At 66.4% G+C, this 24976-nt stretch carries 21 protein-coding genes; 9 read left to right on the top strand and 12 right to left on the bottom strand.

Features of this window, described 5'->3' with window-relative positions; genetic code table 11:
* Positions 1 to 117 precede the first annotated feature (117 nt).
* On the bottom strand, positions 118 to 999 hold the full coding sequence (locus tag H9638_RS13755) for an Fpg/Nei family DNA glycosylase (RefSeq protein ID WP_191748251.1): 882 nt from the start codon (positions 997 to 999) through the stop codon (positions 118 to 120).
* Between the two features lie 55 nt (positions 1000 to 1054).
* Complete coding sequence (locus H9638_RS13760; protein ID WP_191748253.1) at positions 1055 to 1351, bottom strand: helix-turn-helix domain-containing protein; 297 nt, start codon at positions 1349 to 1351, stop codon at positions 1055 to 1057.
* A 61-nt stretch (positions 1352 to 1412) separates the two neighbouring features.
* Between H9638_RS13760 and map the strand changes: the two genes are divergently transcribed.
* Positions 1413 to 2186: a type I methionyl aminopeptidase gene (map, locus tag H9638_RS13765; protein WP_191748255.1), complete on the top strand. Its 774-nt coding sequence runs from the start codon at positions 1413 to 1415 to the stop codon at positions 2184 to 2186.
* Between the two features lie 27 nt (positions 2187 to 2213).
* Here the strand turns inward: map and H9638_RS13770 are convergent, their stop codons facing one another.
* Positions 2214 to 3737 (bottom strand): helix-turn-helix transcriptional regulator, encoded by a 1524-nt coding sequence (locus H9638_RS13770; protein ID WP_191748257.1) that lies wholly within the window; start codon positions 3735 to 3737, stop codon positions 2214 to 2216.
* Between the two features lie 123 nt (positions 3738 to 3860).
* On the opposite strand from H9638_RS13770, the gene aceA reads away from it, so the two are divergent.
* From aceA to H9638_RS13785, 3 genes are all read left to right on the top strand, one after another.
* On the top strand, positions 3861 to 5162 hold the full coding sequence (gene aceA, locus H9638_RS13775) for an isocitrate lyase (protein WP_191748259.1): 1302 nt from the start codon (positions 3861 to 3863) through the stop codon (positions 5160 to 5162).
* 94 nt (positions 5163 to 5256) lie between these two features.
* Positions 5257 to 6891 (top strand): malate synthase A, encoded by a 1635-nt coding sequence (gene aceB, locus H9638_RS13780; protein WP_191748261.1) that lies wholly within the window; start codon positions 5257 to 5259, stop codon positions 6889 to 6891.
* A 189-nt stretch (positions 6892 to 7080) separates the two neighbouring features.
* Positions 7081 to 8505 (top strand): amino acid permease, encoded by a 1425-nt coding sequence (locus tag H9638_RS13785; RefSeq protein WP_191748263.1) that lies wholly within the window; start codon positions 7081 to 7083, stop codon positions 8503 to 8505.
* 13 nt (positions 8506 to 8518) lie between these two features.
* On the opposite strand, the gene H9638_RS13790 is transcribed toward H9638_RS13785, so the two are convergent.
* From H9638_RS13790 to H9638_RS13815, 6 genes are all read right to left on the bottom strand, one after another.
* A complete protein-coding gene (locus H9638_RS13790) occupies positions 8519 to 9856 on the bottom strand; it encodes a M1 family metallopeptidase (RefSeq protein WP_191748265.1) in 1338 nt (445 codons plus the stop codon).
* A 72-nt stretch (positions 9857 to 9928) separates the two neighbouring features.
* Positions 9929 to 10147 (bottom strand): hypothetical protein, encoded by a 219-nt coding sequence (locus H9638_RS13795; protein WP_191748267.1) that lies wholly within the window; start codon positions 10145 to 10147, stop codon positions 9929 to 9931.
* Positions 10148 to 10217: 70 nt separating this feature from the next.
* Entirely contained in the window at positions 10218 to 11246 is a 1029-nt protein-coding gene (locus H9638_RS13800; RefSeq protein ID WP_191748269.1) for a hypothetical protein, read from the bottom strand.
* The gene (locus H9638_RS13805; protein WP_318241884.1) at positions 11243 to 12550 is read right to left on the bottom strand and encodes a heparan-alpha-glucosaminide N-acetyltransferase domain-containing protein; all 1308 of its coding nucleotides are present in this window, start codon (positions 12548 to 12550) and stop codon (positions 11243 to 11245) included. The genes H9638_RS13800 and H9638_RS13805 overlap by 4 nt, the downstream gene beginning before the upstream one ends.
* Before the next feature lie 44 nt (positions 12551 to 12594).
* Positions 12595 to 13542 (bottom strand): 4-hydroxy-tetrahydrodipicolinate synthase, encoded by a 948-nt coding sequence (gene dapA, locus H9638_RS13810; RefSeq protein ID WP_191748274.1) that lies wholly within the window; start codon positions 13540 to 13542, stop codon positions 12595 to 12597.
* 13 nt (positions 13543 to 13555) lie between these two features.
* A complete protein-coding gene (locus tag H9638_RS13815) occupies positions 13556 to 17644 on the bottom strand; it encodes a Pls/PosA family non-ribosomal peptide synthetase (RefSeq protein WP_225217413.1) in 4089 nt (1362 codons plus the stop codon).
* A gap of 408 nt (positions 17645 to 18052) precedes the next feature.
* Here H9638_RS13815 and H9638_RS13820 point away from each other — a divergent pair, with 408 nt between their 5' ends.
* Entirely contained in the window at positions 18053 to 19252 is a 1200-nt protein-coding gene (locus tag H9638_RS13820; RefSeq protein WP_191748276.1) for a heparan-alpha-glucosaminide N-acetyltransferase domain-containing protein, read from the top strand.
* 21 nt (positions 19253 to 19273) lie between these two features.
* Here H9638_RS13820 and H9638_RS13825 read toward each other — a convergent pair whose 3' ends face one another.
* Positions 19274 to 20059, bottom strand: a complete 786-nt coding sequence (locus tag H9638_RS13825; protein ID WP_191748278.1) for a 4'-phosphopantetheinyl transferase family protein — start codon at positions 20057 to 20059, stop codon at positions 19274 to 19276.
* A 144-nt stretch (positions 20060 to 20203) separates the two neighbouring features.
* Between H9638_RS13825 and H9638_RS13830 the strand changes: the two genes are divergently transcribed.
* Positions 20204 to 20926 (top strand): DsbA family oxidoreductase, encoded by a 723-nt coding sequence (locus H9638_RS13830; RefSeq protein WP_191748280.1) that lies wholly within the window; start codon positions 20204 to 20206, stop codon positions 20924 to 20926.
* Between the two features lie 131 nt (positions 20927 to 21057).
* On the opposite strand, the gene H9638_RS13835 is transcribed toward H9638_RS13830, so the two are convergent.
* Both H9638_RS13835 and H9638_RS13840 read right to left on the bottom strand, forming a co-directional pair.
* On the bottom strand, positions 21058 to 21738 hold the full coding sequence (locus tag H9638_RS13835; protein WP_191748282.1) for a LytR C-terminal domain-containing protein: 681 nt from the start codon (positions 21736 to 21738) through the stop codon (positions 21058 to 21060).
* A complete protein-coding gene (locus tag H9638_RS13840; protein ID WP_066299736.1) occupies positions 21731 to 22030 on the bottom strand; it encodes a type II toxin-antitoxin system VapB family antitoxin in 300 nt (99 codons plus the stop codon). The genes H9638_RS13835 and H9638_RS13840 overlap by 8 nt, the downstream gene beginning before the upstream one ends.
* A 123-nt stretch (positions 22031 to 22153) precedes the next feature.
* Between H9638_RS13840 and H9638_RS13845 the strand changes: the two genes are divergently transcribed.
* The 3 genes from H9638_RS13845 to H9638_RS13855 all read left to right on the top strand — a co-directional run bounded on the left by H9638_RS13845 (position 22154) and on the right by H9638_RS13855 (position 24875).
* Positions 22154 to 23053 carry a Cof-type HAD-IIB family hydrolase gene (locus H9638_RS13845; protein WP_191748284.1) on the top strand — a complete coding sequence of 300 codons (900 nt, stop codon included), beginning with the start codon at positions 22154 to 22156 and terminating at the stop codon, positions 23051 to 23053.
* Between the two features lie 345 nt (positions 23054 to 23398).
* Positions 23399 to 24430, top strand: coding sequence for an isopenicillin N synthase family dioxygenase (locus tag H9638_RS13850; RefSeq protein WP_191748286.1), 1032 nt, complete (start codon positions 23399 to 23401; stop codon positions 24428 to 24430).
* A gap of 157 nt (positions 24431 to 24587) precedes the next feature.
* The gene (locus tag H9638_RS13855) at positions 24588 to 24875 is read left to right on the top strand and encodes a DUF1905 domain-containing protein (RefSeq protein WP_191748288.1); all 288 of its coding nucleotides are present in this window, start codon (positions 24588 to 24590) and stop codon (positions 24873 to 24875) included.
* The last annotated feature ends 101 nt before the right edge of the window (positions 24876 to 24976 follow it).

Raw genomic sequence — 24976 nt, forward strand, 5'->3', positions numbered from 1 at the left:
GGAAATTCTCGCCTTCGAGTAGTTGCCAAGTTGATCTAAGACAACTGTGGCCTGTGTCACCTATTCAAGGAAGGCGTATTTTTTGATGCCAGGTATCCGCATCATCGATACCGGGAGCTACTTCAGCAGCCTCGACATCCTCCGGTCCGCGAGCAGCTTCCCGTTGGTCTGGCAGGTCGGGCAGTACTGCAGTGAGGAGTCGGCAAAGGACACCTCCCGGACGGTGTCGCCGCAGACCGGGCAGAGTTCGCCGGTCCGGCCATGGACATTCATTGCCCGCCGTTTGGAATCCTTCAGCTCGGCAGCCGGGCGTCCGCTGGCGTTAGCCATGGCCGATTCCAGCACTGCCCGCATGGCTTCGAATAAGCGCTGGACTTCCTCCGGTTTCAGCTTGGCGGCATTGGCGAAGGGGGAAAGATGCGCAGCGTGCAGGATTTCGTCGCTGTAGGCGTTCCCGACGCCGGCGATCACCGACTGGTCCCGCAGCAGGCCCTTGATCTGGCCCCGGTGCGCGGCAACCAGCCCGGCGAAGGTGTCGAAGTCGACGTCGAACGCTTCCGGTCCCAGCCGGGCAATACCGGGAACTTCACTGGGATCCCGGACCAGGTAAACCGCCAGCGATTTTTTGGTGCCGGCCTCGGTGAGGTCGAACCCAGGTTCCTTGTCCGCGTCGCCGGCGAACCGGACCCGCAGAGCCATGGCCCCCTTGCCCGGCCGCAGCCGCCCGGGCTTCAGTCCATCAGACCAGCGCAGCCAGCCCGCCTTGGCGAGGTGCATCACCAGATGCACTCCGCCGGCAGTGATGATCAGGAACTTTCCGCGGCGCTCGACGGCGGTCACCGGACCGGCCTTCAAAGCATCCAGCGGCACCTCGGCGGTCTTCAGAACCGAGAAGGACAGCACCTCGACGTCGGAAATGACCGCTGGCGGGGCGTCGTCCGGGATGAGCTTGGTCCGCAGGAAGTCGGCGAGTCCCTGCACCTCGGGCATCTCAGGCATGGCTACACCCTAAACGCTGCGGTGGGGCCCAGGGCAGGGTTCGCGGTGCGGGACGCTAGGAGACCAGCCGTCCGCACCCGAGACGATCTGCGGGATCCAAGCCCGGCTCGGGCTGGCGGACCTCCGCCCACACCTCGTCAAGGGAGAGCCCCAGGACTTCGGCGAGCGCCGCGATGGTCGGGAAGGACGGCGTTGCCACGCGGCCGGATTCGATCTTCCGCAGCGTTTCCGGGGAGATCCCGGCATCCAGGGCTGTTTCGAGCATCGTGCGCCCAGCTCTGGCACGGCGCAGCAGGGCCCCTAAACGCTGTCCGCGCTGGACCTCTTCTGCTGTAAGCGGCAGTCTGACCATAGCGCCCACTCTACCGGGATAATATGGCCGGTATAGTTATTGGAAACCGGGAAGGCACCGCATGATCGAAATCTTGAATCCAGCCGAAGTAGCCAAGGCACGCGTCACGGGCGCCCTGGTTGCTGACATCCTGCAGTCCCTCAAGCAGCGGGCGGTGGTCGGGACGAATCTCCTGGACATCGACGGCTGGGCCAAAGAGATGATCCACGACGCCGGCGCCACCTCCTGCTACGTCGACTACGAGCCGTCTTTCGGCCGGGGTCCGTTCGGCCACTACATCTGCACAGCTGTGAACGACGCCGTGCTCCACGGACTGCCCCATGACTACACCCTGGCCGACGGCGACCTGCTGTCCCTTGACCTCGCGGTCCTGAAGGGCGGCATCGCGGCAGACTCGGCCATCAGCTTCGTCGTCGGAGATACGCAGCCGGCGGAGAGCATCGCCTTGATCAGCGCGACCGAACGCGCCCTGGCCGCGGGCATCGCTGCCGCCAAGCCGGGAGCCCGGATCGGGGATCTTTCCTATGCCATTGGCTCGGTCCTGGCCGAGGCAGGCTACCCCATCAACACCGAGTTCGGCGGGCACGGCATCGGCTCCACCATGCACCAGGACCCGCACGTGCCGAACACCGGACGGCCCGGCCGGGGCTACGAGCTGCGCCCGGGACTGCTGCTCGCCCTGGAACCGTGGGTCATGGCGGATACCGCCACGCTCGCCATGGACCCGGATGGATGGACGCTCCGCAGCGCCACCGGCGCCCGGAGCGCGCACAGCGAGCACACCATTGCCATCACGGAGGACGGCGCGGAGATCCTCACTTTGCCGTCCCAGTAGCCTGCCGTCCGGGCAAATCCAGGGGGCTCAGTCTCCCGAGTGCGCCTGGAGGAACGAATACACCTCGGTCTCATCCACACCGGGGAACGCGCCCGGGGGCAGCGCCGCGAGCAGGTGCGAGTGGGCCCGGGCGCTCGGCCAGGCCATCCCCGACCATTCCGAAGCCAGCTCCGGCGGCGGTGTGCGGCAGCAGTCCGGATCCGGGCAGCGGGACTTGGACCGCTCGGTGGTGTCCCGGCCGCGGAACCACTTCACGTGCGCGTACGGCACCCCAATGCTCAGGGAAAAGAGTCCGCCGGAGCTGCGCTCAGTCCGTGCCGTGCACCAGAAGGTGCCGGCCGGGGTGTCCGTGTACTGGTTGTAGGCACTGAACTTATCCGGCACGGAGAACACTTCGCGGCTGGTCCAGTACCGGCAGATCGGCTGGCCCTCGATGGCACCGGTGTGATCGGAAGGAAACGTCACGCCGTCGTTCTCATAGGCCTTGTAGACAATGCCGCTCTCGTGCACCTTCTGGAAGTGCGTCCGGATGTCCAAATGCCGGGTGGCCAGGTTGGTGAAGCGGTGCGCGGCGGTCTCATAGGAGACGGCGAAGGCGTCCCGGATGTCCTCGACGGCGATTTCCTTGGCGGCCTTGGCCCGCTGCAGGAACTCCACCGTGGCCTTTTCCGGCAGCAGCAGCGCGGCGGCAAAATAGTTAGTGGCCACCCGCTGGCTGAGGAACTCGCCGTAGCTGCGCGGCGTCTGGTGATCCAGGACAAAGTGCCCCAGCGCCTGCAGCAGCACCGAGCGGGGATCGTGCTCCGAGCGCTGTGACTGGGTGAGGTAGATCCGCTTGTTCTTCAGGTCCGTGACGGAGCGGGTGGAGTGCGGCAGGTCGGAGACGTGGTGCAGGCTGAAGCCCAGGTGCGCGGCGATGTCCGCAATCACGTGCTGGGACAGCGGCCCGGTGGTATGGCCCACCGAGTCCAGGACCTGCTGGGCCGCCTGCTCATATTCCGAGAAGTAGTTGTCCCGCTCCCGCATCATGGCCCGCAGCTCGCCGTTCGCCCGCCGGGCCTCCTCCGGCGTGGCCACCTGTTCATTGAGCCGGCGCTCCAGTTCGGACTGCAGGCCCACCAGGGACTCGAGCACATCCAGGGGCAAACGCGAAGAAACGCGAACCTTCGGCAGGCCCAGGGACTGATAGAGCGGGCCGCGCTGGGCGCGTTCCAGTTCGATTTCCAGGGCTGCCCGGCGGCTCGGCGGCTCCGCCCCCAGCAGCTGGTCGATGCTCACATCCAGTGCCTTGGCCAGGGACTGCAAAAGCCCCAGTTTCGGCTCCCGCTTGCCGTTTTCAATCAGCGACAGCTGGGATGCCACGGTCCCGACGGCGCCCCCCAGGTCATCAAGCGTCATCCCCTTGCTCTTGCGCAGGTGACGCACCCGGCGGCCCAGGCTGATGACGTCCAGGGCGGGCTCCGCACCGCCGTCGTCCTCTGTTCTGCCGGCGGGAACGGGCCGGTTCCATGTTGCGCTGGTCACAAATTCACAATAAGCGAAGAAGTGCATTTCTTTCCAGAGAAAACCCCTAGAAAGGGGGTTGTTATTGCCGGAGTGTTGATTCCACAGCAAGGAAGCACCGGATTCACCTAGCCCGGAGCTCGCACCGCAACCCCGAGGAGACCAACGGCCATGACGCAGGAACAGAGCAACGCAGCACGCACCGCCGAGCAGCTCGCCCAGGAATGGGCCACCGATCCCCGCTGGGACGGCATCGAGCGCGACTACACCGCCGAGGACGTCGTCAAGCTCCGGGGCCGGGTCCAGGAAGAGCACACCCTGGCCCGCCGCGGCGCGGAAAAGCTCTGGGACCAGGTGCGCAACGCCGGCGACGAGGGCTACACCAACGCGCTGGGTGCCCTCACCGGCAACCAGGCCGTGCAGCAGGTCAAGGCCGGGCTGAAGGCCATCTACCTCTCCGGCTGGCAGGTGGCAGCGGATGCGAACAACTCCGGCCACACCTACCCGGACCAGTCGCTCTACCCGGCCAACTCGGTGCCCACCGTGGTCCGCCGGATCAACAACGCCCTGCTCCGCGCGGACCAGATCGAGTTCGCCGAAGGCATCCAGACCGTCGACGACTACCTGGTGCCGATCGTGGCCGACGCCGAAGCCGGCTTCGGCGGCCCGCTGAACGCCTACGAATTGATGAAGTCCATGATCCAGGCCGGCGCCGCCGGCGTTCACTGGGAAGATCAGCTCGCCTCGGAGAAGAAGTGCGGCCACCTCGGCGGCAAGGTGCTCATCCCCACCAGCCAGCACATCCGCACCCTGAACGCTGCCCGCCTGGCAGCCGACGTCGCCGGCACACCCACCGTGGTGATCGCCCGCACCGATGCCGAGGCGGCCACCCTGATCACGTCCGACGTCGATGAGCGGGACCAGGAATTCATCACGGGCGAACGGACCGCGGAAGGCTTCTACAAGGTCCGCAACGGCATTGAGCCCTGCATTGCCCGGGCCAAGGCCTACGCACCGTACTCCGACCTGATCTGGATGGAGACCGGAACCCCGGACCTGGAGCTTGCCCGCAAGTTCTCCGAGGCCGTCCGCTCCGAGTTCCCGGACCAGATGCTCGCCTACAACTGCTCGCCGTCGTTCAACTGGAAGAAGCACCTGGACGATGACACCATCGCCAAGTTCCAGCGCGAACTCGGCGCCATGGGCTTCAAGTTCCAGTTCATCACCCTGGCCGGCTTCCACGCCCTGAACTACTCCATGTTCGACCTTGCCCACGGCTACGCCCGCAACGGCATGAGCGCCTACGTGGAGCTGCAGGAGCGCGAGTTCGGTTCCGAAAACCGCGGCTACACCGCCACCAAGCACCAGCGCGAAGTCGGCACCGGCTACTTCGACGCCATCGCCACCGCCCTGAACCCCGGGGGCAGCACGCTGGCGCTGGCCGGTTCCACCGAAACCGCCCAGTTCCACTAAAGAACAACCGGCCTGTCCGGGCGCTGCGGCTTACCCGCGGCGCCCGGACCCGGCCAGTACCCCAGAGTTTTGACACCCCGCCAAGGAGCCCGCCATGAACGACCCCATCACCCTGAACGGCATTTCCCTCACTGCCTCGCCGGTCCGGCGCCAGGAGGAAATCCTCACCCCGCAGGCCCTGGACTTCGTCAAGGCGCTGCACCAGGCCACCCACACCCGCCGCCAGGAACTGCTCCAGGACCGCCAGGCCCGCCGGAAGCAGATTGCCAACGGCGCCGACCCGGCGTTCCTGCCCGAAACCCGGCACATCCGCGAAGATGACTCCTGGCGCGTGGCTCCCACCGCCCCGGGCCTGGAAGACCGGCGAGTGGAAATCACCGGTCCGGTGGACCGGAAAATGAGCATCAACGCCCTGAACTCCGGCGCCAAGGTCTGGCTGGCGGACATGGAAGACTCCTCCACGCCGTCGTGGTCCAACGTGATCAACGGGCAGCTGAACCTCCGCGATGCCCTGGACAACCGGCTCACCTTCACCTCCCCCGAGGGCAAGGACTACCGGGTCACCGGCTCAACGCTGACCGAGCTGCCCACCATTGTGGTCCGGCCCCGCGGCTGGCACCTGCCGGAGAAGCACATGCTGGTGAACAACACCCCGATCGCCGGCGGGATCGTGGACTTCGGCCTGTACTTCTTCCACAACGCGCACCGGCTCATCGCCGAAGGCCGCGGCCCGTACTTCTACCTGCCAAAGATCGAGAACCACCTCGAGGCCCGGCTGTGGAATGACATTTTCATCCTGGCCCAGGATCTGCTCGGCATCCCGCAGGGCACCATCCGCGCCACTGTGCTGATCGAGACGATCACCGCCGCGTTCGAGATGGAGGAAATCCTCTACGAACTGCGCGACCACGCCGCCGGACTGAACGCCGGGCGCTGGGACTACATTTTCTCGGTGATCAAGAACTTCCGCACCCGCGGGCCGCGCTTTATCCTCCCGGACCGCAACTTGGTGACCATGACGGCCCCGTTCATGCGCTCCTACACCGAGCAGCTGGTCCGGGCCTGCCACCGCCGCGGCGCCCATGCGATCGGCGGCATGGCCGCCTTCATCCCCAACCGCAGGGACAAGGCAGCGAACGACGTCGCCCTGGAGCGGGTGCGCGCAGACAAGACCCGCGAAGCCGGAGACGGTTTTGACGGTTCCTGGGTGGCGCATCCGGATCTGGTGCCCGTGGCCCTAGAGGTGTTCGACGGCGTCCTCGGCGACCGCCCGAACCAGCGCGAACGCCTTCGTGAGGACGTGGTTCCGAATGACAAGGACCTGCTGAACATCGCCGCCACCCCGGGCGTGATCACCGAGGCCGGCATCCGCAGCAACATCGAGGTGGGCATCCGCTACATCGAATCCTGGCTGCGCGGCAACGGCGCGGCCGCCATCAACAACCTGATGGAGGACGCCGCGACCGCGGAGATCTCCCGGTCCCAGATCTGGCAGTGGATCCACTCCTCCGCCGTGACCAGTGACGGCGAGATCATCACCGCCCACTGGGTGCAGGAGCTGCTGGAGGAAGAATTCGGGCAGCTGGAGCGCTTCGCCGGCGACCGGTTCGATGACGCCCTGGAGCTGTTCGAGGAAGTGGCCTGCGGTGAGCACTTCCCGACCTTCCTGACTGTCCCGGCCTACGCGCGGTTCCTGCACGAATCCCGCGAACCGGCGGCTGCGGCCTAGGAACGGCAGACTCTTCCGGCACTCCGGCTCTCCGGAGGCACTGAGGGTGGGGCTGGATGCACAGGCGTCCAGCCCCACCCTTATGTTTGGACGCTGCTGTGTCCGGCGTCATCAGGGCAGGCCAGGGGCAAGGCGTAGAATGGGTGCGCCGCCATTCCGGCGCCTCCCCCACCCCCAAGGTGTTCTTGCATGTCTTCATTTGCCCAGGCTTTGGCCCGCGGGCTGAACGTCCGGCACATCCGTTTTATGGCACTCGGCTCGGCCATCGGCACGGGCCTGTTTTACGGTTCCGCCGCAGCCATCCAGGCAGCCGGCCCCGCAGTGCTCCTTGCCTACATCATCGGCGGAGCAGCCGTCTTCCTGGTGATGCGGGCGCTCGGGGAGATGGCCGTGCGCCATCCGGTCTCGGGTTCGTTTGGCCAGTACGCCAGCCGCTACCTCGGCCCGTTCGCCGGGTTCATCACCGGATGGACGTTCGCCTTCGAAATGGCAATCGTCGCAATCGCGGACGTCACCGCCTTCGGCATCTACATGGGCTTCTGGTTCCCTGACGTTCCCCGCTGGATCTGGATCCTCGCCGTCGTGCTGCTGATTGCGGCCCTGAACCTGATGCGGGTGAAGGTGTTCGGCGAGACGGAGTTCTGGCTCTCGATCATCAAGGTCGCAGCCATCATCGCCATGATCGCCGGCGGCGCGGCAATCATCATCTTCGGTTTGGGACTGCCGGGCGGGGCGGACCCCGGCCTGGATACCCTGCTGGGCTCCGGGGGCTTCTTCGCCAACGGATTCTGGGGCGTGCTGGCTTCCTTCTCCGTGGTGATGTTCGCCTTCGGCGGCATTGAGACGATCGGCATTACCGCCGGCGAGGCGGACAACCCGAAGAAGGCCATTCCGGCCGCGGTGAACACGGTGCCGGTGCGCATCCTGCTCTTCTACGTGGGCGCCCTCTCCGTGCTGATGATGATCTTCCCGTGGCAGGACATTAATGGCGAGACCAGCCCGTTTGTGCAGATTTTCGATGCCCTCGGCATTCCGGCAGCTGCGCATATCCTCAACGCAGTGGTGATCACAGCGGCACTGTCAGCCATCAACTCGGACACCTTCGGTGCCGGCCGGATGATGTTCGCCCTGGCCAAACAGGGCCAGGCACCGGCCGGATTCGCACGGATTTCCCGGCACGGCGTGCCGTGGATGACCGTCCTGGTGATGGCCGCCGTCCTGCTCATCGGCGTCGTGCTTAATGCGCTGCTGCCCGAGTCGCTGTTCCTGGTGATCGCATCGATCGCCACCTTCGCGACCGTCTGGGTCTGGCTGATGATCCTGCTGTCCCACATCGCCATGAAGCGGGAGATCAAGCGGCGCAATCTGCCGGCATCGGAGTTCGGGGTGCCGTTCTGGCCCGTGGCGTCCTACGCGGCGCTGGCCTTCATGGCCTTCATCGTGGTGCTGCTCGGAATCATGCCGGAGACCCGGATCGCCCTGATTGTTGGCGCGGCCTGGATCATCCTGCTCTTCGCTGCCTACCGGCTTTGGGTCCACGGCGCGGGCCGGGAGCCGGCCGTCCTGGACGATGAGACCGGGCTGGACCTGGAAGCGGCGGAACTGCGCGGCTGAGGTGCCTGCGGCATCAGGGACAGGGTGGAAGCGCCTTGTCCACCAGCCACGGTTCCAGCACTGCCGCGGGATCTATACCTGTGCCGGCATATGTCTGCCCTGCCAGTTCCAGGAAGTCGGCGGTGGAGGCATTCCCGTGCCGGAACCCGGCGGTCCAGGAGCGCAGCAGTGCGAAGAACACGTTGTCCGGAGCCGACCGTCTCAGGGCGTGCAGCGCCAGTCCACCGCGGACGTACAGGCGGTCATCGAACATCCGCTCCGGCCCGGGCGAGACCAGGCAGAGGTTCTCGGACTTATGTGAGAGCCAGCGCCAGGCTTCCTCACCCAGTTCGTCCGCCGTTTGCCGCCCGGCCGCTTCAGACCACAGCCATTCAGCGTAGGTGGCGAATCCCTCGTGCAGCCAGATGTCCTGCCAGTCTGCCGCCGTGACCGAGTTGCCAAACCACTGGTGGGCCAGTTCGTGGGCCAGCAGCCGGCGGGATTTCCGGCCCAGGTGGTTACGGCCCAGGACGGTGATGGTCTGGGCCTCCAGGGGGATCTCCAGTTTGTCTTCCGTGACCACCACCGTGTAGCTGCCGAACGGATACGGTCCGAACCAGTCTTCGAAGGCGGCGAAAATCCGGTCCTGCTCGGCCAGCGCTGTACGGGCTTTGGGCAGCAGCCGGGCCGGAGCCGCCAGCAGCTGCATAGGTGCTCCCGGCGGCAGCTCCGGTTTCGGCGCCCCCAGCCGCACCTGCTCGTACCTGCCGATCTGCACCGTCGCGAGGTACGTTGCCATCGGTTCAGACTGCTCGAAGATCCAGGTCCGCCGGCCGGCCTCCGCCGTTTGGCCGCTGCACAGGCCATTGGCGATCACCCGGTACTCCTCCTCCACCGTCACCTCGAACCGGTAGGTGGCCTTATCCGCCGGGTGGTCGTTGCAGGGGAACCAGGTGGGTGCACCCGCGGGCTGGCCGGCGGTGAGCGCGCCGTCGGCCAGTTCCTCCCACCCGATGCTCCCCCACGGCCCGTCCAGGGGCTGGGGAAATCCGGTGTAGCGGATCGTCAGGGTGAAGGCCGTACCGGCCGGCAGCTGGTTCGGAAGGGTAATCCGCAGATGCTGCCCGCTCTGGGCGAACGGGAGCGGCAGCCCGCCGTCTTCCACCTGGCTAACTGCCAGCTCAGCCTGGAGGTCAAGGACGACGGCCCTCAGCGGCTCCCGCGCTGCCAGCTCAAGATCAGCCGTACCGGTGAGAAGGTTGGCAGTTACTGAGTAGTCCAGGGCGAGGCGGTACCGGGAGACCGTATATTCACGGTGTCCATGACCGGGGGCATAGTCGCTGGCAGCGGACTGGGCCCGCTGAAAATTCATGAGGGACGGATCGGCATGCATGCGGCCTGATCCTGCCATCACGGCCGGGTTTTGTCAGCCGTGTTCGCCGTCTTATCCATTCGCCTGTTCGGCCTGGTCATCTGCCTCTTCGGCGGTACGCTGCCAGCGGGCGCGGGTGGCCTCCGGCAGCTCTTCCCAGGGTGGAGCCGGGGGCATCCAGAGCCCCGGAAGCAGCTTCATCCGCTCCTCGTACAAGGCTTTTCCCTCCGGGTAACCCGTCTTGGAGTCACCCTCGCCCGTTTCCGGGCGGTCTCCCAAGCTGTTTCCCATGATGTAAAAGTCTAGCCGCGCCGGGGCTGTGACCGAACAACCGGTACCGGGAGGTGGTCACAGGAGGCAGCTATTGGGTCACCTGCGTTGTCCGCTGCGCCCGTTCTGCCCGTGACGCCCGCACCTTGGCCGCGACGTACGCAGCGAAGAGGAGAACGGAAAACCCCACTACGGCGTAGGGTTCCCAGTGCGGCTCCACCTCTTCGGCCTCCCGCGCGAGGGCAGCCTTAGCTGCGGCGCGTGCTTCGGCTGCCCGCTCTTCCGCGGCCCGTTCTTCCGCGTCGCGGGCTGCGGCGGCAGCTTCTGACCGGGCGGTGGAAGGAATGAACACGTCCTCCTCGATTCCCATGACCATTCGATCGCCGGGAACTGCAGTCCGCAGGAAGGTCGTCACGGTGAAAAGGTCAGTGGAGATGCATCCCCAGGTTTTGGCGTTGCCGGCGTGCAGGAAAATGGCGAAGGAGGCGCCCTGGGTGACGGGCATGTCCGGTGGCCGGTTCCAGTTGATGACCGCGGCCTGTTCGTAGAGCCCGCTGTTCATATACCGCCACAGGTTCTCATCCGCCGGGCCGCCGGCGCCTTCGAAGTACTGGTTGTAGGTCGGCCCTTTTTCCCCGCCCCAGCGCGACGCTTCGTTCACTGTGTAGTACGCCAGTTCAGTTCCCGGATTCTTCCTGCCGAGCGCCTCGGTCACTGTGAAAGTCCCGGTGGGTGAGAACAGCGTGTTCTCCCACATCCGGCCCGCAGGGGCGAACCCATTGCGGCCGGCGAATCCGGTGGCCTGCCATTCCTGCTCATAGCCGCCTTCGCCATCGGCGACGCATCCGGTGATCAGCACCTCCGATTCGCCGTAGGCACGGGCGGTGGCAAACGTGACGCGGTCCGCCGTTCCGGCGTCGAACTTCACTTCACCTGCTGCCAGCCGTTCACACGGATTAGGCGAAATGCCGCTGGCCACCGCTGGCGTCGCAGCAGTTTCCTGCGCTGGCAGCGTGTCCCGGGACAGCGCATGAACCGGCGCTGCCCCCGTGAGGAGCAGCGCCGCAGCGGCGCCCAACGCCGCACTGATGCGCGGGATCCCGCGCAGCTCCGCGTTCACGGACCCGAGAGGGGTGGATCCGGGTCCCGCGCATCGGCCCGGTGATGGCCGTGTTCGGGATTGTGCTGTGCCCGGGCCCCGTGCTTCCTGTGGGCGGGGCGCCTGGCGGCAGAGCCAGGGGCGCTGCCCGTCCTGGCGAGCACCCCCGTGCGCACACGCTTCACTGCCATTGAGACCAGGTGCTCCAGTGGCCCCTGACCCCGCCTTCGTGTCCAGACGAGGGCGAAGGAGGTGAGCAGGGTGACCTGGACGATCATGGAGATTTCCGGGGAGTCCGCCAGCAGGCCGGTGGCCAGCAAAAGCAGATGTCCGGTGTAGAGCGTGAGCGTCATCGATCCCAGGGCAGCCAGGGGGGACAGGGCCGGCCGCGCCCACTGGCCCAGCAGGAGCAGCGCCGCCAGCACTGCAACGGAGATGCCGATGGTGTTCAGGATGGCCAGCGGGGTGCTGGAATAGGGCGCCAGTCCGGCCAGCCACCACCATGAATCTGTGGGAAGGGTTGGATCCGGCCCCCACACCAGAATGTCATTGACCGCTGCCTCATCGCCGTTGAGCTCTTCGAGACTCTCCCGTCCACCGCCGGGACCGAGCAGGAAGGCGGAGGCCAGGGTGGTCAAAAGCGTCAGTCCGACGCCTCCCGCAAACAGGCCGGTCTGCACCCGGCGGCTGCGCAGGTCCAGCCTGCCGATCGCCAGCCCGGCGCAGATAAACGCCATCCAGGGCAGGGCCGGATACACGCCGGTGAGCAGAAGCTGTGCGGCGGTGGCATCAAAATGGGTGAACAGGCCGGTGAACGTGGGCTGCTCCTCCCCCGGATCCGGAAGGTAGTCCCGCAGGCCCTGCATGAGAAACGGTATCAGCAGCGCGATCGATCCTGCCAGACACATCAAAGGGCGGACTGAAAGCCTCAGCAGCGGCAGCGCCAGCAGGAACATCACCCCGTAGTACGCCAGGATCACCTGCGCCTCGATGGCCAGGTATCCCAGCAGCAGCCCAATGACCGTGATGATGCCGGCCCGGACCGCGATCCCGGCCCGGGCCGCGGTCAGCTGGGGCCCGCCCAGACGGCGGAAACCTCCGGAGGAGAGCGCCAGGGACAGCCCTGCCAGCAAGGCAAAGAGCGCGACACCGCGGCCGGCGAACAGGGACCAGGCAAGAGTCGGTTCCGCGTCATCATTCACGGCGGGCAGTATATGGATGGCCATCATGGCCAGGAGCGCCAGCCCGCGGGCGGCGTCCACCCCCGTCAGCCTGACCTTGGCGGCGGCCGTGCCCTGGGCCGGGGCAGACGGAGTTTCGGCCACGTGTTGGCGCGCCATCCCAGCGGAGGTGCGCTCCGGCTCTGGTGTCATTGGGCTGCTGCAGGAAGGAGCGCGTCGGATAGTCCTGCGGTCTCCGCATCCTGCACGAACAGGCCCGCTTCCTCCTCCGTGAGGTCCACCAGGGGCAGCCGCACCGGTCCGGAGGGAAGGCCAAGCCGGTTCAGCAGGGCCTTGACCGAGGCAGCTGCCGGGCAACGGAAGGCGCCGCTGTAGACGGGCAGCAGGCTGCGGTGAATCTCCAGCGCGTCCTTGACGCGTCCCTCGCTGTACGCGGCGAGGAGTGCTGAGAGACGGTGGGCCGCAACGTGTCCCACCACGGAGACGAACCCTACCGCGCCCACGGACAGCAGCGGCAGGTTGAGAGCGTCGTCCCCGGAGTAGTAGGCGAGCCCGGTCTCGGCGATGACCTTGGACGTGGATTCCAGGTCTCCCTTTGCATCCTTCACCGCCACGATCCGGGGATGCCTGGACGCGGCTGCCAGAGTCTGCGGGCTGATCGCCACCCCGGTCCGTTTCGGAATGTCATAGAGCATTACGGGAAGGTCCGTGCTGTCAGCAACGGCAAGGAAGTGGCGCAGCAGCCCGGCCTGTGACGGACGGGAGTAGTACGGTGCCACAACCAGCAGCCCATCGGCGTATTGGGCCGCCGCTTCCTCGGCTAGCGCGATGCTGTGTGCCGTGTCCGCGGAGCCCACACCCGCAATCACCTTTTTACCGGTTCCCTGCAGGACGATTGAGGCGGCATGGACCATGGACGCTTTCTCCCAGTTGGAGGTGGCGAAGGACTCCCCCGTAGTGCCGTTAACCACCACACCGTCGTTCCAGCCATCCCGGCACAGCCAGCGGACCAGCTCTGCTGCACCCGGCTGGTCCAGTTGTCCGGCGGCGTCGAACGGCGTCACCATGGCGGTGAGCACCCGGCCGAAAGCTGCCTCGGCCACCGTGGATTTCTGGGATGCTGTTTCGCTGAACATGTTCTCTCCTGCTCTATCGTGACTCGGTAAGGGCGCGCCTGCGGCCGTGCGGGGGACGCGGAGCAGCACTTGCGTTCAACGCATCCCGGTGCACCGGGGCGGCGGCAGATCCCGCGACGGCGTCCCAGTGAGTCAGTGGATTTCCGTACCAGGTGCTGTGGGCCGGCACGCTTTCTTCGCGCATGACCAGCGAGCAGCTGCCGACCGTCGCCCCGTCCTCGATGGTGCTGCCCGGAAGCACGATGCTGTTGGGTCCCAGCGTTGCTCCGGCACCGATCCAAACGGAATCCATCCGCATGATCCGTTCGTGGAACAGGTGTGTCTGCAGCACGGTGCCCCGGTTGATGCTTGCGCCCTTGCCGATTTCGATGAGGTCGAACTCGGGCAGCCACCAGGTTTCGCACCAGACACCGCGTCCCACGTTCGCCCCCATCCAGCGCAGCCAGGCGTTGAGCATGGGTGTTCCCAGGGACATGCGGACGAGCCCGGGGACCGCCAGCGATTCGGAGAAGACGTCCGCCAGTTCGTTGCGCCAGACGAAGGAGCTCCAGAGTGGATGTTCCGAGACCTTGAACTGGCCCAGCAGCAGCCACTTCGCGGCGATGGCCAGCAGGGAAGCAGCGATCCCGCTCGCCAGCAGCACCGGCCCGGACAGAAGCACTGCGGCCCAGAGACCGGCTTCTTCTGAGATGAACGCCAGCACAAAAACGGTGGCCAGCGCCAGCCACACCGTGATGATTGCCGGAATGATGCGGCATGCTTCGACGGCGGCGCGGGCGAGTTTCAGCCGGAGCGGCGGGTCGTAGGTCCGTGAGGCGTCGCCCTCCTCGACCGGACGGGGAAGTTCCACCGGCGGCCGTCCAAAGAAGGATGAGTTTTCAGGCATGTCCGCGGGTGCGCAGGACAGCACTGCGATGAGCGAGTTGTCCGGCACGCTGACGCCGCCGCCCACGACGGCGGAGTTCCCGACGAAGGATTTTTCGCCCACCCTCGAGGGGCCCAGGGACAGCCACCCCTGCCTGACCTTCGCCACGGAAACCATGGAGTGGTCGGCCAGGAAGGCGCGGTCCCCGACGTCGGTGAGGTGGGGAAGCGTCTCCACCGTGGAAATCTCGGCGTTCCGGCCCACTTTGGCGCCGAGCCATTCCATCCACACCGGGGTCAGCAACCCGGCGTACAGCGGGTACATGGAGATCAGGTTCTTTGCCAGCAGCTGGTTTGTCAACCAGGCTGCCCAGCCCGTTGGACCGTCCAGGGGATGCATTCCGGCGGGCAGCAGCGATTGAAGCATACGGACGGAAAAGACCGTCAGCGCCAGGTACGTTCCCATGGTCAGCAGCACGAAGACCGGGGACCACAGGGCCAGTTCCAGCAGTGCCGGCCCAAGGTCCTGGGCGTCCTGGAGCAGCAGAAGCACCAGCATCGATCCGGGAAGGACCGCCAGCAGCGTCATGATGGTGAGCCAGGACAGGCCGGCCGTGTACAGCAGGTTCATGCCCGCCGGTCCTTTGGCGCCGGGCTTGCTGGGCCAGCCCTCACCCGCCGACCCGATGTATTCCATCGGCGAACCCGACCATTTTTCGCCCGGGGGGACCTGGCCGGAGACGAAGGTCCCCGGTTCGATCTCACTGCCTGCGCCAATGATGGCGCCCCCGGTGATGGTGGACCGTGCACCCACCCGGCTATGCCCGCCGATCCGGATCTGTCCAATGTGCAGCAGGTGCCCGTCAAGCCAGTGCCCGGCCAGGTCCACCTCATATTCGACGGCGGCGCCGGCCTCGATCTGCGCCAGCCCGGTTACCGGCGGCATGGCTTCCAGATGGACGTTCGGTCCGACCCTGCAGCCCAGGGCGCGGGCATACCAGACTCCCAGCGGGGTCCCCATGATGGGTTCCAGCTTGCCGTACGTGACAATCCGTTCCGCTGCCCAGAGCCGTAGATGGGTTCCCCCGCCGCGGGCATAAACGCCGGGTCGAATCCGGAACAGCAGTGCCCGGCAGGACAGTACGGCGCCAAGCATCCGGGCCGGGAGGCTGTAGAGCACAACCCAGGCGGCCACCAGCGGTAACAGCGGCGGATCCGGAGTCCAGGGCGTGGCCAGCACATTGCTCATGACCCAGCAGACGATGGCGATGCCGGTGACGTACCGCAGTCCGGTGATGCCGTAAAGGCCGGCGATCAGCGGAGCCTGGACCAGGCCCGTCCACCAGGGGGTGTTGGGGACCTCGCGCTTGGCGGTGCCGCCGACGGTGGTTTCACGGAGCCGCTCCGCCATCGCCTGGAGGGAAGGATGGGCGTAAATATCGGCGATCGAGACCTTCGGATAACGTTCCCGCAGTGCGGAGACAAGCTGCGCTGCGGCGAGGCTCGCGCCGCCCAGGGCAAAGAAATCACTGTCCTTGGTCAGCGGTTGCGGCCCCAGGAGGTCCGTCCAGCGCTGGGCAAGCCAGCGCAGGTCGGCATTGAGCTCCACTTCGACGTCCAACTGCTGTTCCAGCGCTGTTTCGGCGACGCTGAGCGCGTTGCGGTCCACCTTGCCGGAGGACTTCATGGGCAGCTCATCGATGATCCGCAGGGTGGGCACCAGTGTGGCCGGCAGGTGGATGCTGAGTTCGGCCCGGGCAGCCGCCAGGTCCACACCCCCGGGGGCGGACTCGACCAGGTAACCCACCAGGATCTCGTTGCCGCTGGCCGTGGCCTGCACCGCCGCCGCTGCGGTGGTGACACCCGGCAGCGAGGCCAGGGCATGGTCGATTTCCCCCAATTCCACGCGCCTGCCGGCGAGCTTCACCTGTTCGTCAAGACGTCCGGCGAAAATGAGCCCTTCACGCTCAGCCCGTACCTTGTCGCCGCTGCGGTAAGCACGGTTCCAGCCCAGCGAAGGCAGCGGCGCATATTTTTCGGCGCTGATCCGGGGGTCCAGGTACCGGGCCAGTCCTACACCGCCAATAATCAGTTCGCCCTCTTCACCCCAGGCCACGGGATTGCCGTCCGGGTCCACGACGGCGAGGTTCCAGCCTTCCAGCGGAAGCCCGATGCGGACCGGGTCGGTGCCGTCCAGCGGGGCCGCGCAGGCGATGACGGTGGCTTCGGTGGGACCGTAGGTGTTCCATACCTCCCTGCCGGGGCCGGAGAGCCGGGCGCCGAGTTCCACCGGGCAGGCTTCGCCGCCGAAGATCAGCAGCCGGACCCGGCTGACCGTCTCCGCCGGCCAGACTGAGGCCAGAGTGGGCACGGTGGAGACAACCGTGATTTTGCGTTCTTCGAGCCAGGGGCCCAGATCGATGATGGAGCGGACCACCGAGCGGGGTGCCGGAACCAGGCAGGCACCATGTGCCCAGGCCAGCCACATCTCCTCGCAGGAGGCATCAAACGTCACGGACAGTCCGGCGAGGACCCGGTCGCCCGGCCGCAGCGGCTGGTCAACGCAGTAGAGCCGCGATTCGGCGTCGACCAGCGCAGCAGCGGAACGGTGGGTCACGGCAACGCCCTTGGGTTTGCCCGTGGAGCCGGAGGTGAAGATGATCCAGGCGTCGTCCTCCGGATGCGGTTCCGGACCGCTGCCATGGATGGGCACACCTTGCCGGATGGTCAGCTGCAGTCCCGCGCCGATCACAGCACAGACGCCTCCCTCTGCCCAGACAACGTCTGCGCGGCCGGAGGGCTCGTCGGCGTCGACCGGCACGTAGGCCGCGCCGGAGAAGAGGACCCCGAGGATGGCGATGTACAGGTCCGCAGATCCGGAGGGGACCAGAATCCCGACCCGGTCTCCGGCGCCGATGCTGGCTGACCAGAGTTTCCGGGCAAGGGCGTTGACCCGGGCCGAGAGCTCGGCATAGGTAAGCGGCTCCGATCCGTCGTCCAGTGCCGGTGCCGACGGATAGGCAGCTGTCGTCTCCTTGAAGATGTCAACGAGGGTGCGCTGGTCCGGCGCGGGGCCGCCGTAGTAGACGGCGTGATCGGGCGCGAGGGTGGTGCGGCTGAATACCCGCTCCCGGTCAGCCTCCGTCCGGGAGGGTGCCGCGGCGTTGCCTGCGATGGTGCTTTGACGGAGTCCCTTCATAGCGCTCAGTGGTTCGGACCGGTCTTCGGACAGAGTCATCGGGCTTTTCTTCCTTGGTGGCACGGCATGGCATGGCTTTTGCGCCGCATCGCACTGTCTCCAGAAGACACTCGAACAAGCGGCCTCAAGTAGCCTAGGGACGGCTTTCTGACCTGAACATGAGTACAGCGGCCTGCTGTCAGCGGCCCGGTACGTAGGCCTTAACGGCGCTGTTACTGGCGCTCTACTCGTTCCTCCCCCGCTGACCTCGTGATACTCCTGTTTCACAGGAAACTCCTAGAAAGCGCATAGCGAGAACACAGTCCGCGTTGTTTGCCTCGGACCAGCCGTTCCGAGGCCATCCGGGGCAAACCGGGGCAAACCGGGGCAAACCGAGGCAATCCGAGGGCACAACAGCCGGCAACCGACGGGTCGAACCGTCCAGGCAGCAGCACTTGAAGGGGATCCATGAGCACTCCCGGCACAACGCCGAAAACCAGATTTACGGGAATTGACGCGGCGCGGGGGATCGCGCTGATCGGCATGATGGCCATCCACGTGCTTCCGGAGGTCACGGATGATTTCACCCCCACCTGGTCCTGGTCCCTGTTTGCTGGAAAGTCGGCCGCGTTGTTCGCGCTCCTCGCCGGGGTCACCCTGGCGCTCTCCTCTGGCGGAGTACGCCCAAAACGGGGCCTGGAGCTGAAGGCGGTGCGCCGTGGAACCGCAGTCCGGGCACTGATCGTTGGCGGAATCGGCCTCGCTATCGCCTATATCGATATGCCGGCCTTCATCATCCTGGCCTATTACGGCGTTATGTTCCTGCTGGCGGTTCCGTTGCTGGGACTATCCGCCCGGGCGCTGTTCGCAGCAGCTGCGGGCTTCGCCATCCTGGGCCCAACCCTGATGGCTTCCCTGCGGGACTACCTGCCCGAACCCGGGTACGATCCAACGTTTACGGATCTCTTCACGGACCCCTGGCAGACAGTGACCCAGCTCCTGCTGACCGGGACCTATCCGGCGATCCCCTGGATGGCGTACATCTGTGCCGGGCTCGCCATTGGGCGGCTGCGGCTCGGTGAGTGGAAAATCCAGACGGCGATCCTGGCGGCGGGCGTTGGCACCGCCCTCGCCGCTGCTATGGTCTCCGCCCTGCTGCTGGGACCGCTTGGCGGTCTCAACCAGATTGTTGCCGCCACGCCGGGCATGGACACCGCAGCAGCCCAGGAGGTTCTCATCTGGGGGCCGGCCGAGTACCTGCCGACGACGACGTTCTGGTGGTTCGCCGTCCTCGCTCCCCACTCCACGACCCCGCTGGACCTCGTGTACACCATTGCAGTTGCCACGGCCGTGCTCGGTGCCCTGCTGCTGATCGGCCGGGTTGCCGGACGCTACCTCCTCCCGCTGGCCGCCGCAGGGAGCATGACGCTGACTCTCTACACCGCCCACCTCCTGGTCCTGGGCAGCGGCTTTTACGAGGACCAGCCCGAAGTCTCCTTCGTGCTGCAGGTCGCCGCCGTGATCGCGTTCGCGCTGATCTGGCGCAAGTTCCACAGCCAGGGACCGCTGGAAGAACTGGTCGCGAAGGCTGCCGGTGCGGCCCGCCGGCGGGTGCTGGCCCGCGGCAAGGAAGTGCCGACCGCCGAGAGCGGGCCGGGGGCGGGCTGACCGGGAAGTTTGGGCTGGAGGCTAGTTCCAGCCGCGCGGCTCGATCCGGATCCCGCCGGCCGCCGGCACGGCCGCGGCGGCAACCAATCCGTCCGGGAGACCGAGCATCCGGGTGTCCAGGTCAATGACTGACACGCGGCCCCCGGCTGCCCCCACGGCCACGAGGGAGTCCGCGCCGGGCTCCAGGGCGACCTCAACCAGGTGCGGGGCAGTCCGCAGACCTTCCCCGGAGGCTTTGAGGACCGATTCCTTCCTGGTCCACAACCGCGCCTGCCGCAGTGCCCGGGCTGCCGGCGCAACGACGTCGTACTCGGCCTGTTCAGCGTCCGTGGCGATCACCGCGTCCAGGCGGGGATCGCCGAATCCCGCAAGATCCGCCAGGTCCACGCCCAAGGGTCCGGTGGCGCTGGCCCCGGCGAGCATCCATTGTCCGCTGCGGCTGAAGCTGACGTGGAACGGTGCCGCGCGTCCCTGCACCAGGTAGCGCGGAACTCCGTGGCTCCGTGTGGACGCAGCACGGCACTTCGGGCATTGGTAGTCGGCGGTGACTGCCTCGGGTTCAGCCCCCGCCAGCCCGGCGACCAAACGCCGGGCCGCCTGCCGGCCGGCGAGGAAGCGGCGCTGCACCGCAGGCAGGGCAAAAGCCCCGGCGCGGGCCAGTTCGGCCGCGGTCAGCGGCGCCTCAGCCGGGTCAGGTTCCCCCAGCTGCACGACGGCGAGGGTCAGCAGCACCGCGGGCGCATCTGTGCGTTCCGCAGGGTCTGTTTCAGCCGTTGTCCCAGCCGTTGTCCCAGTCCAGGTTTTCATCCTGCCGCACCCTACCGGCTGGCAGCCGATCCGGGTATCCGCAGTCCCGGGCCCCGGAGGGCAGCTGAAGGAAAAGCAGCGTGAGGGGACATGCAGCGACGGCCTCGGGAATAAGCCGGCGGGTTCCGGACGTTGCGGACCTTTGTGTTGGTAGAAATTTGGTCCGATATCGGATGTCCCTGGTGTTTCATTGGCAAGCGGCGTTTTGAAACCGCGCTGTCCCGCTTCGAGCATGCCTCGGAGGTGGAGGTCCGCTGGCGCAGCTACCAGCTGGATCCCTCGGTCCCCGAGCATTTCGACGGCACCGAGGTGGACTACCTCAGCAGGGTCAAGGGCATGGACCCGGCGCAGGTAGCGGGGATGCTGGAGCACGTCACGTCCCAGGCTGCGGGAGAGGGCCTGAACTACCGGTTTGAGGATCTGGTGGTTGCCAACAGTTTTACCGCGCACCGGCTCATCCACCTGGCCCGGGAGTCCGGCGGCGAAGAAACCGCGGCTGCCGTCAAAGAGGCGCTCCTCTCGGCCCATTTCGAAAAGGGATTGGACATCGCCAGCCATGATGTCCTGGCGGAGATCGGGTCCCAGTCAGGCCTGGACCCGGAAACCGTGCGCTCCACGCTCGCGGGCACGGACTATGCCGAGGCCGTGGAGCAGGACGTGGCCGAAGCCCGGGCCCTGGGAGTCAATGGAGTGCCGTTCTTCGTGCTGGACCGCCGGTACGGCATTTCCGGGGCGCAGCCGGCCGAGCTCTTCGAGCAGGCGCTGGCCCAGGCGTGGGAAGCCGGGCACCAGCCGCTGCAGCCGGCAGCGGCAACCGCGGGTGCCTCACCGGACGGAGCCAGCTGCTCAGCGGAGGGCTGCAGCTAGCCCAGCCTGCAACCGGGTTCGCCCAGCGGCGGCTGGCCCGGCTGCGGCTGGCCCAGCTGCTGCTCGCCCAGCGGCGGCTGGCCCGGCTGCGGCTGGTTCAGCTGCTGTTCGCCCGGCTGCGGCTGGTCCGGCTATTCGGCATCCGCCGGCGGGGAGCCTGATATCCAGGGACAGCTGATGGGACCGGGAATCGCTGCCTGTGCCTTTTCCACCGGGACCAGGCCCTCGTAGGTGGACCCCAGGACCACGTCAACGGAGGAGTCCTTGCGGTCATCCTGGATGTAATGGGTGGACGGGATCTGCTGCTGCACAGTGAACGCAGCGGCTTCGCCGCCGGGCCCGGAGAGGATGATCGCCGTCATTCCTGCCCGGTTCACAGTGCTGTTCCCGGTCTGGTCCACGTTGAAGCCGCGGGCTTTCAGGGCTTCCGACACCTCGGTGGCAAGCCCGGGAGTCGGCGTCGAATTGTAGACATTCACCGTCACGGTCTCCGGCGGCTGATAGAGGTACGGACCGGCGGGACAATCAGTCTGGGCCCCCGGCCGGATGTCCGGACGCGGCAGGTTGATCCAACCTGCGGCAATTCCCTGCACCACAATGGCGGCCGCAATCAGGACGGCGATAAGAAGCCCCAGGACGACGCCGTGAAAGGCGCGGCGCCGTTTCGCGCGGCGCGCCGCGGCGTCGTCTTCGGCGTCGTGAAAGACCGTGCCGAGGTCCTCTTCGGTGACGATCCGGTGGCCGTGCCATTGTGCTGGGTCGCCCTTTGCTTGAGCGCCCTCATGTTGCCCGCGAGGGGGCTGGTTAGTCATCGATCACGAGCACGCGTGCGTGCAGGATAGTGCGCTGGTGCAGCGCGGTCCGTACTGCCCGGTGTAGTCCGTCTTCCAGGTACATGGTGCCCCTCCATTGCACGACGTGCGGGAACAGATCTCCAAAGAAGGTGGAATCCTCGGCCAGCAGGGCACCGAGATCCAGCGTGGCTTTTGTGGTCACCAGCTCGTCCAGCCGAACCTGCCGGGGAGGTACAGCTGCCCAGTCCTTGGGTGTTACGTATCCATGGTCGGGGTAGGGGCGTACATCGCCAACAGCTTTGAAGATCACTAACCCAGACTAGAGAAGTTAAGCACCCAAGGAAACAGGACTCCCCGGCGGCAGGACCAGTAATACGCGGCTGCGGGCCGTTTGGATGCCTGCGGGAGCGCTGGGAACGGGAATACTGGGAGGGTGAACGCATCTGCCTCCCGCTTTGGCCTGCTCCTCGACGTCGACGGGCCCATCGCTTCCCCGGTTACCCGCACTGTCTCCCCCACCATAGTCGGCCACCTGGTTGCGCTTGCCGCCGCCGGCTGGCCGGTGGTCTTCAACACCGGGCGCTCCGACGAGTTCATCCGCCGCCAGGTGATGGAACCGATGATCGCCGCCGGGCTTCCGGATGACGTCCAGGTGCATGCGGTCTGTGAAAAGGGCGCAGTCTGGTTCTCCTTCGACGGATCCGGACCGGATGCCGTCCAGGTTGATCAGGCACTGGCGCTGCCCGCCTCCTACGCGGATGCTGTCCGGGAGCTGGTGACGCACAAGTACGCCGGCCACATGTTCTTCGACGAGACCAAGCTCGCCATGGTCTCGGTGGAACAGAAGATCGACGTCGCGAACGCCGACTACCTCGCCGAGCAGGAAACGTTCGACGCCGATGCCCTGGCGCTGATGTCCAGCTTCGACATGGGCGTGTGCCGCCTGGACCACCATGCGCCGGACTCGGACGATTCCGTGGACTACCGGATCGACCCGACCATCATCTCCACGGACATCGAGGCGCTCGGCGTCGGCAAGGACCTCGGCGCGCGGCGGGCACTGTCCCTGCTGGAGGCTGCCGGCACGCCCGTTCCGCGAACCTGGCGGACAGTCGGGGACTCCCGGACGGACTACGCGATGGCCGATGAGCTGCATGCCCTGGGCTTCGACGTCGCGCATGTGGATGTCCGGCCGGCCGACGGCGTGCCCGCCACCCCGTACCCGGTGCTGACTGTGCCGGGACTGATCCACGACGACGCCGGGGAAGCCTTCCTGGCCAGATGGGCTGCGATGACTGCCGGGCTGGCGAAGGACGACGCCGGGGTGGCATAGGTTTCGCGGGTGCGCCGGGCTGGGGACTTGCCGTGCGTGGGCTGGCCGGCTGGGGCTGGGCGGCCCCCTGGCCAGCCGTCGATGTGCAGATATGGCGACCTCCAGGCAATTTTGGTCGCCATACCTGCACATCCAGCGAGGGCGAAGGCGGTGGAAGTCGCCATACCTGCACATCCAGCGGCCCGCCAACCACCTCGGCGTGGGGGCCATTCTGCTTGCAAGTAACCCCGAATATGACGCGCAACAAGCTATCGAGGTAGACAAACCCGCAGGTCACAGCCTCATGACTCCATGTTGCGTAACATTTGGTTCCCAGTTGACAAGCTGCGGTGCTAATTTGCGGGGATGAGCGATAACCCCACATCGATTCCCGTCCTGGACCTCAGCACCGCCCGCAACGCGGACGGAACCTTCAACTCCGAATTCATCGACCAGCTGCGCGAAGCGACCCACAAAATCGGGTTCTTCCAGCTGGTGGGCTACGGAGCCGGCGAGGAACGCGTCAAGGACCTTTTCGATGTCACCAAGCGCTTCTTCGACCTGCCGCTGGAAGACCGGCTGGAGCTGGATAACCGGAAGTCCCCGAACTTCCGCGGCTACACCCGGCTCGGCACCGAACTGACGCAGGGCCGCCCCGATGCCCGCGAGCAGGTGGACTTCGGTCCGGAGCGGGACGCCGTCACCGACTACCCCGCCGATCAGCCGTTCTGGCTGGTGCAGGGCCCCAACCTCTTCCCGGACACTGTCCTGCCGGAGCTGCGCAAAATCTCGATGGAGTGGGCCGAGCTGATGTCCGCGGTGGGCGCCGAGCTGCTCTCCGCCATCGCCGTCTCCCTGGAACTCTCCGAGGACCACTTCGCGGAGCCGTTTGAGGGCACCCCGGCCTGGATGTCCAAGCTCATCCACTACGTGGGCGGCGTTGTGAAGGAAGCCGGCACCCAGGGCGTCGGCGCCCACGCCGACTATGGTTTTGTCACCCTGCTGCTGCAGGACGAGGTAGGCGGCCTGGAAGTGAAGCCGCACGAATCCGACGAGTGGCTGCCGGTGGAACCAATTCCCGGCGCACTCGTGGTGAACCTGGGTGAGATGCTCGAGGTCGCCACGCAGGGTTACCTCTCCGCCACGATCCACCGCGTGCAGGCTCCGCCGCCCGGGGTGGACCGCTACGCGATTCCGTTCTTCTGGTCCCCCCGCCTTGATTCGGTGATCGACCCGGTGCAGCTTCCGCCGGCCCTCGCGGCCCAGTCCCGCGGCATTTCGGATGATCCGCAGAACCCGATGCTCGCCTCCTACGGCGCGAACGTCCTGAAGGGCTGGCTCCGCGCCCACCCGCAGGTCGCTTCGCTCCACCACCCGGAGCTGGTCTCAGCGAAGTAGCCTTTCGCCCACGTTGTGCCCGCACCAAACACTGGCGGACGACGGCGGCCCGGCAGCAGGTGCCTTGCGCATCTGACGCCGGGCCGCCGTCGCTGTTACCCGGTTCTTCCTGAACAAAACGGTAGGGTAGCCCCACCGATAGAAACTGGAGAACACGATGGCTGAAGTCCCGGGTCCCCTCGATCACACCTTTACCGCGCCGATCGGGGTGAACATCAAGGGTGATGTCTGGTCCTGCGTGGAAATGCCCGGATCCGCCGGGTTTTTTGGCACCGGAAAGACCGTGAAGGTTGTTGCCACAGTCGATGACGAACCGGTCCGGGGCGGCATGATGCCCACCGGAACGGGCGGTCACATGCTCTCCATCAGCGCTCAGCTGCGGAAAAGGCTTGGCAAGGAGATCGGCGACAGCGTCACCGTTCACCTGACCGAGCGGCTGACCTAAACGCCTAAGCCAAACAGGCTGGGCTGCCCCGTTACCTTTTTCGTAGCCCGTTCCTGATGCAGGATATGGGTGTGTTGGCCGGTCGGTTCCGGCATGGTTTT

Origin of the sequence: Arthrobacter pullicola (assembly GCF_014836875.1) — a bacterium.
Lineage (GTDB): Bacteria > Actinomycetota > Actinomycetes > Actinomycetales > Micrococcaceae > Arthrobacter_B > Arthrobacter_B pullicola.

Excerpts from the sequence above, each read along its gene's own strand:
- H9638_RS13755 (WP_191748251.1), bottom strand. The coding sequence starts at position 999 with ATGCCTGAGATGCCCGAGGTGCAGGGACTCGCCGACTTCCTGCGGACC.
- H9638_RS13760 (WP_191748253.1), bottom strand. The coding sequence starts at position 1,351 with ATGGTCAGACTGCCGCTTACAGCAGAAGAGGTCCAGCGCGGACAGCGT.
- map (WP_191748255.1), top strand. The coding sequence starts at position 1,413 with ATGATCGAAATCTTGAATCCAGCCGAAGTAGCCAAGGCACGCGTCACG.
- H9638_RS13770 (WP_191748257.1), bottom strand. The coding sequence starts at position 3,737 with ATGCACTTCTTCGCTTATTGTGAATTTGTGACCAGCGCAACATGGAAC.
- aceA (WP_191748259.1), top strand. The coding sequence starts at position 3,861 with ATGACGCAGGAACAGAGCAACGCAGCACGCACCGCCGAGCAGCTCGCC.
- aceB (WP_191748261.1), top strand. The coding sequence starts at position 5,257 with ATGAACGACCCCATCACCCTGAACGGCATTTCCCTCACTGCCTCGCCG.
- H9638_RS13785 (WP_191748263.1), top strand. The coding sequence starts at position 7,081 with ATGTCTTCATTTGCCCAGGCTTTGGCCCGCGGGCTGAACGTCCGGCAC.
- H9638_RS13790 (WP_191748265.1), bottom strand. The coding sequence starts at position 9,856 with ATGAATTTTCAGCGGGCCCAGTCCGCTGCCAGCGACTATGCCCCCGGT.
- H9638_RS13795 (WP_191748267.1), bottom strand. The coding sequence starts at position 10,147 with ATGGGAAACAGCTTGGGAGACCGCCCGGAAACGGGCGAGGGTGACTCC.
- dapA (WP_191748274.1), bottom strand. The coding sequence starts at position 13,542 with ATGTTCAGCGAAACAGCATCCCAGAAATCCACGGTGGCCGAGGCAGCT.
- H9638_RS13815 (WP_225217413.1), bottom strand. The coding sequence starts at position 17,644 with ATGACTCTGTCCGAAGACCGGTCCGAACCACTGAGCGCTATGAAGGGA.
- H9638_RS13820 (WP_191748276.1), top strand. The coding sequence starts at position 18,053 with ATGAGCACTCCCGGCACAACGCCGAAAACCAGATTTACGGGAATTGAC.
- H9638_RS13825 (WP_191748278.1), bottom strand. The coding sequence starts at position 20,059 with ATGAAAACCTGGACTGGGACAACGGCTGGGACAACGGCTGAAACAGAC.
- H9638_RS13835 (WP_191748282.1), bottom strand. The coding sequence starts at position 21,738 with ATGACTAACCAGCCCCCTCGCGGGCAACATGAGGGCGCTCAAGCAAAG.
- H9638_RS13850 (WP_191748286.1), top strand. The coding sequence starts at position 23,399 with ATGAGCGATAACCCCACATCGATTCCCGTCCTGGACCTCAGCACCGCC.
- H9638_RS13855 (WP_191748288.1), top strand. The coding sequence starts at position 24,588 with ATGGCTGAAGTCCCGGGTCCCCTCGATCACACCTTTACCGCGCCGATC.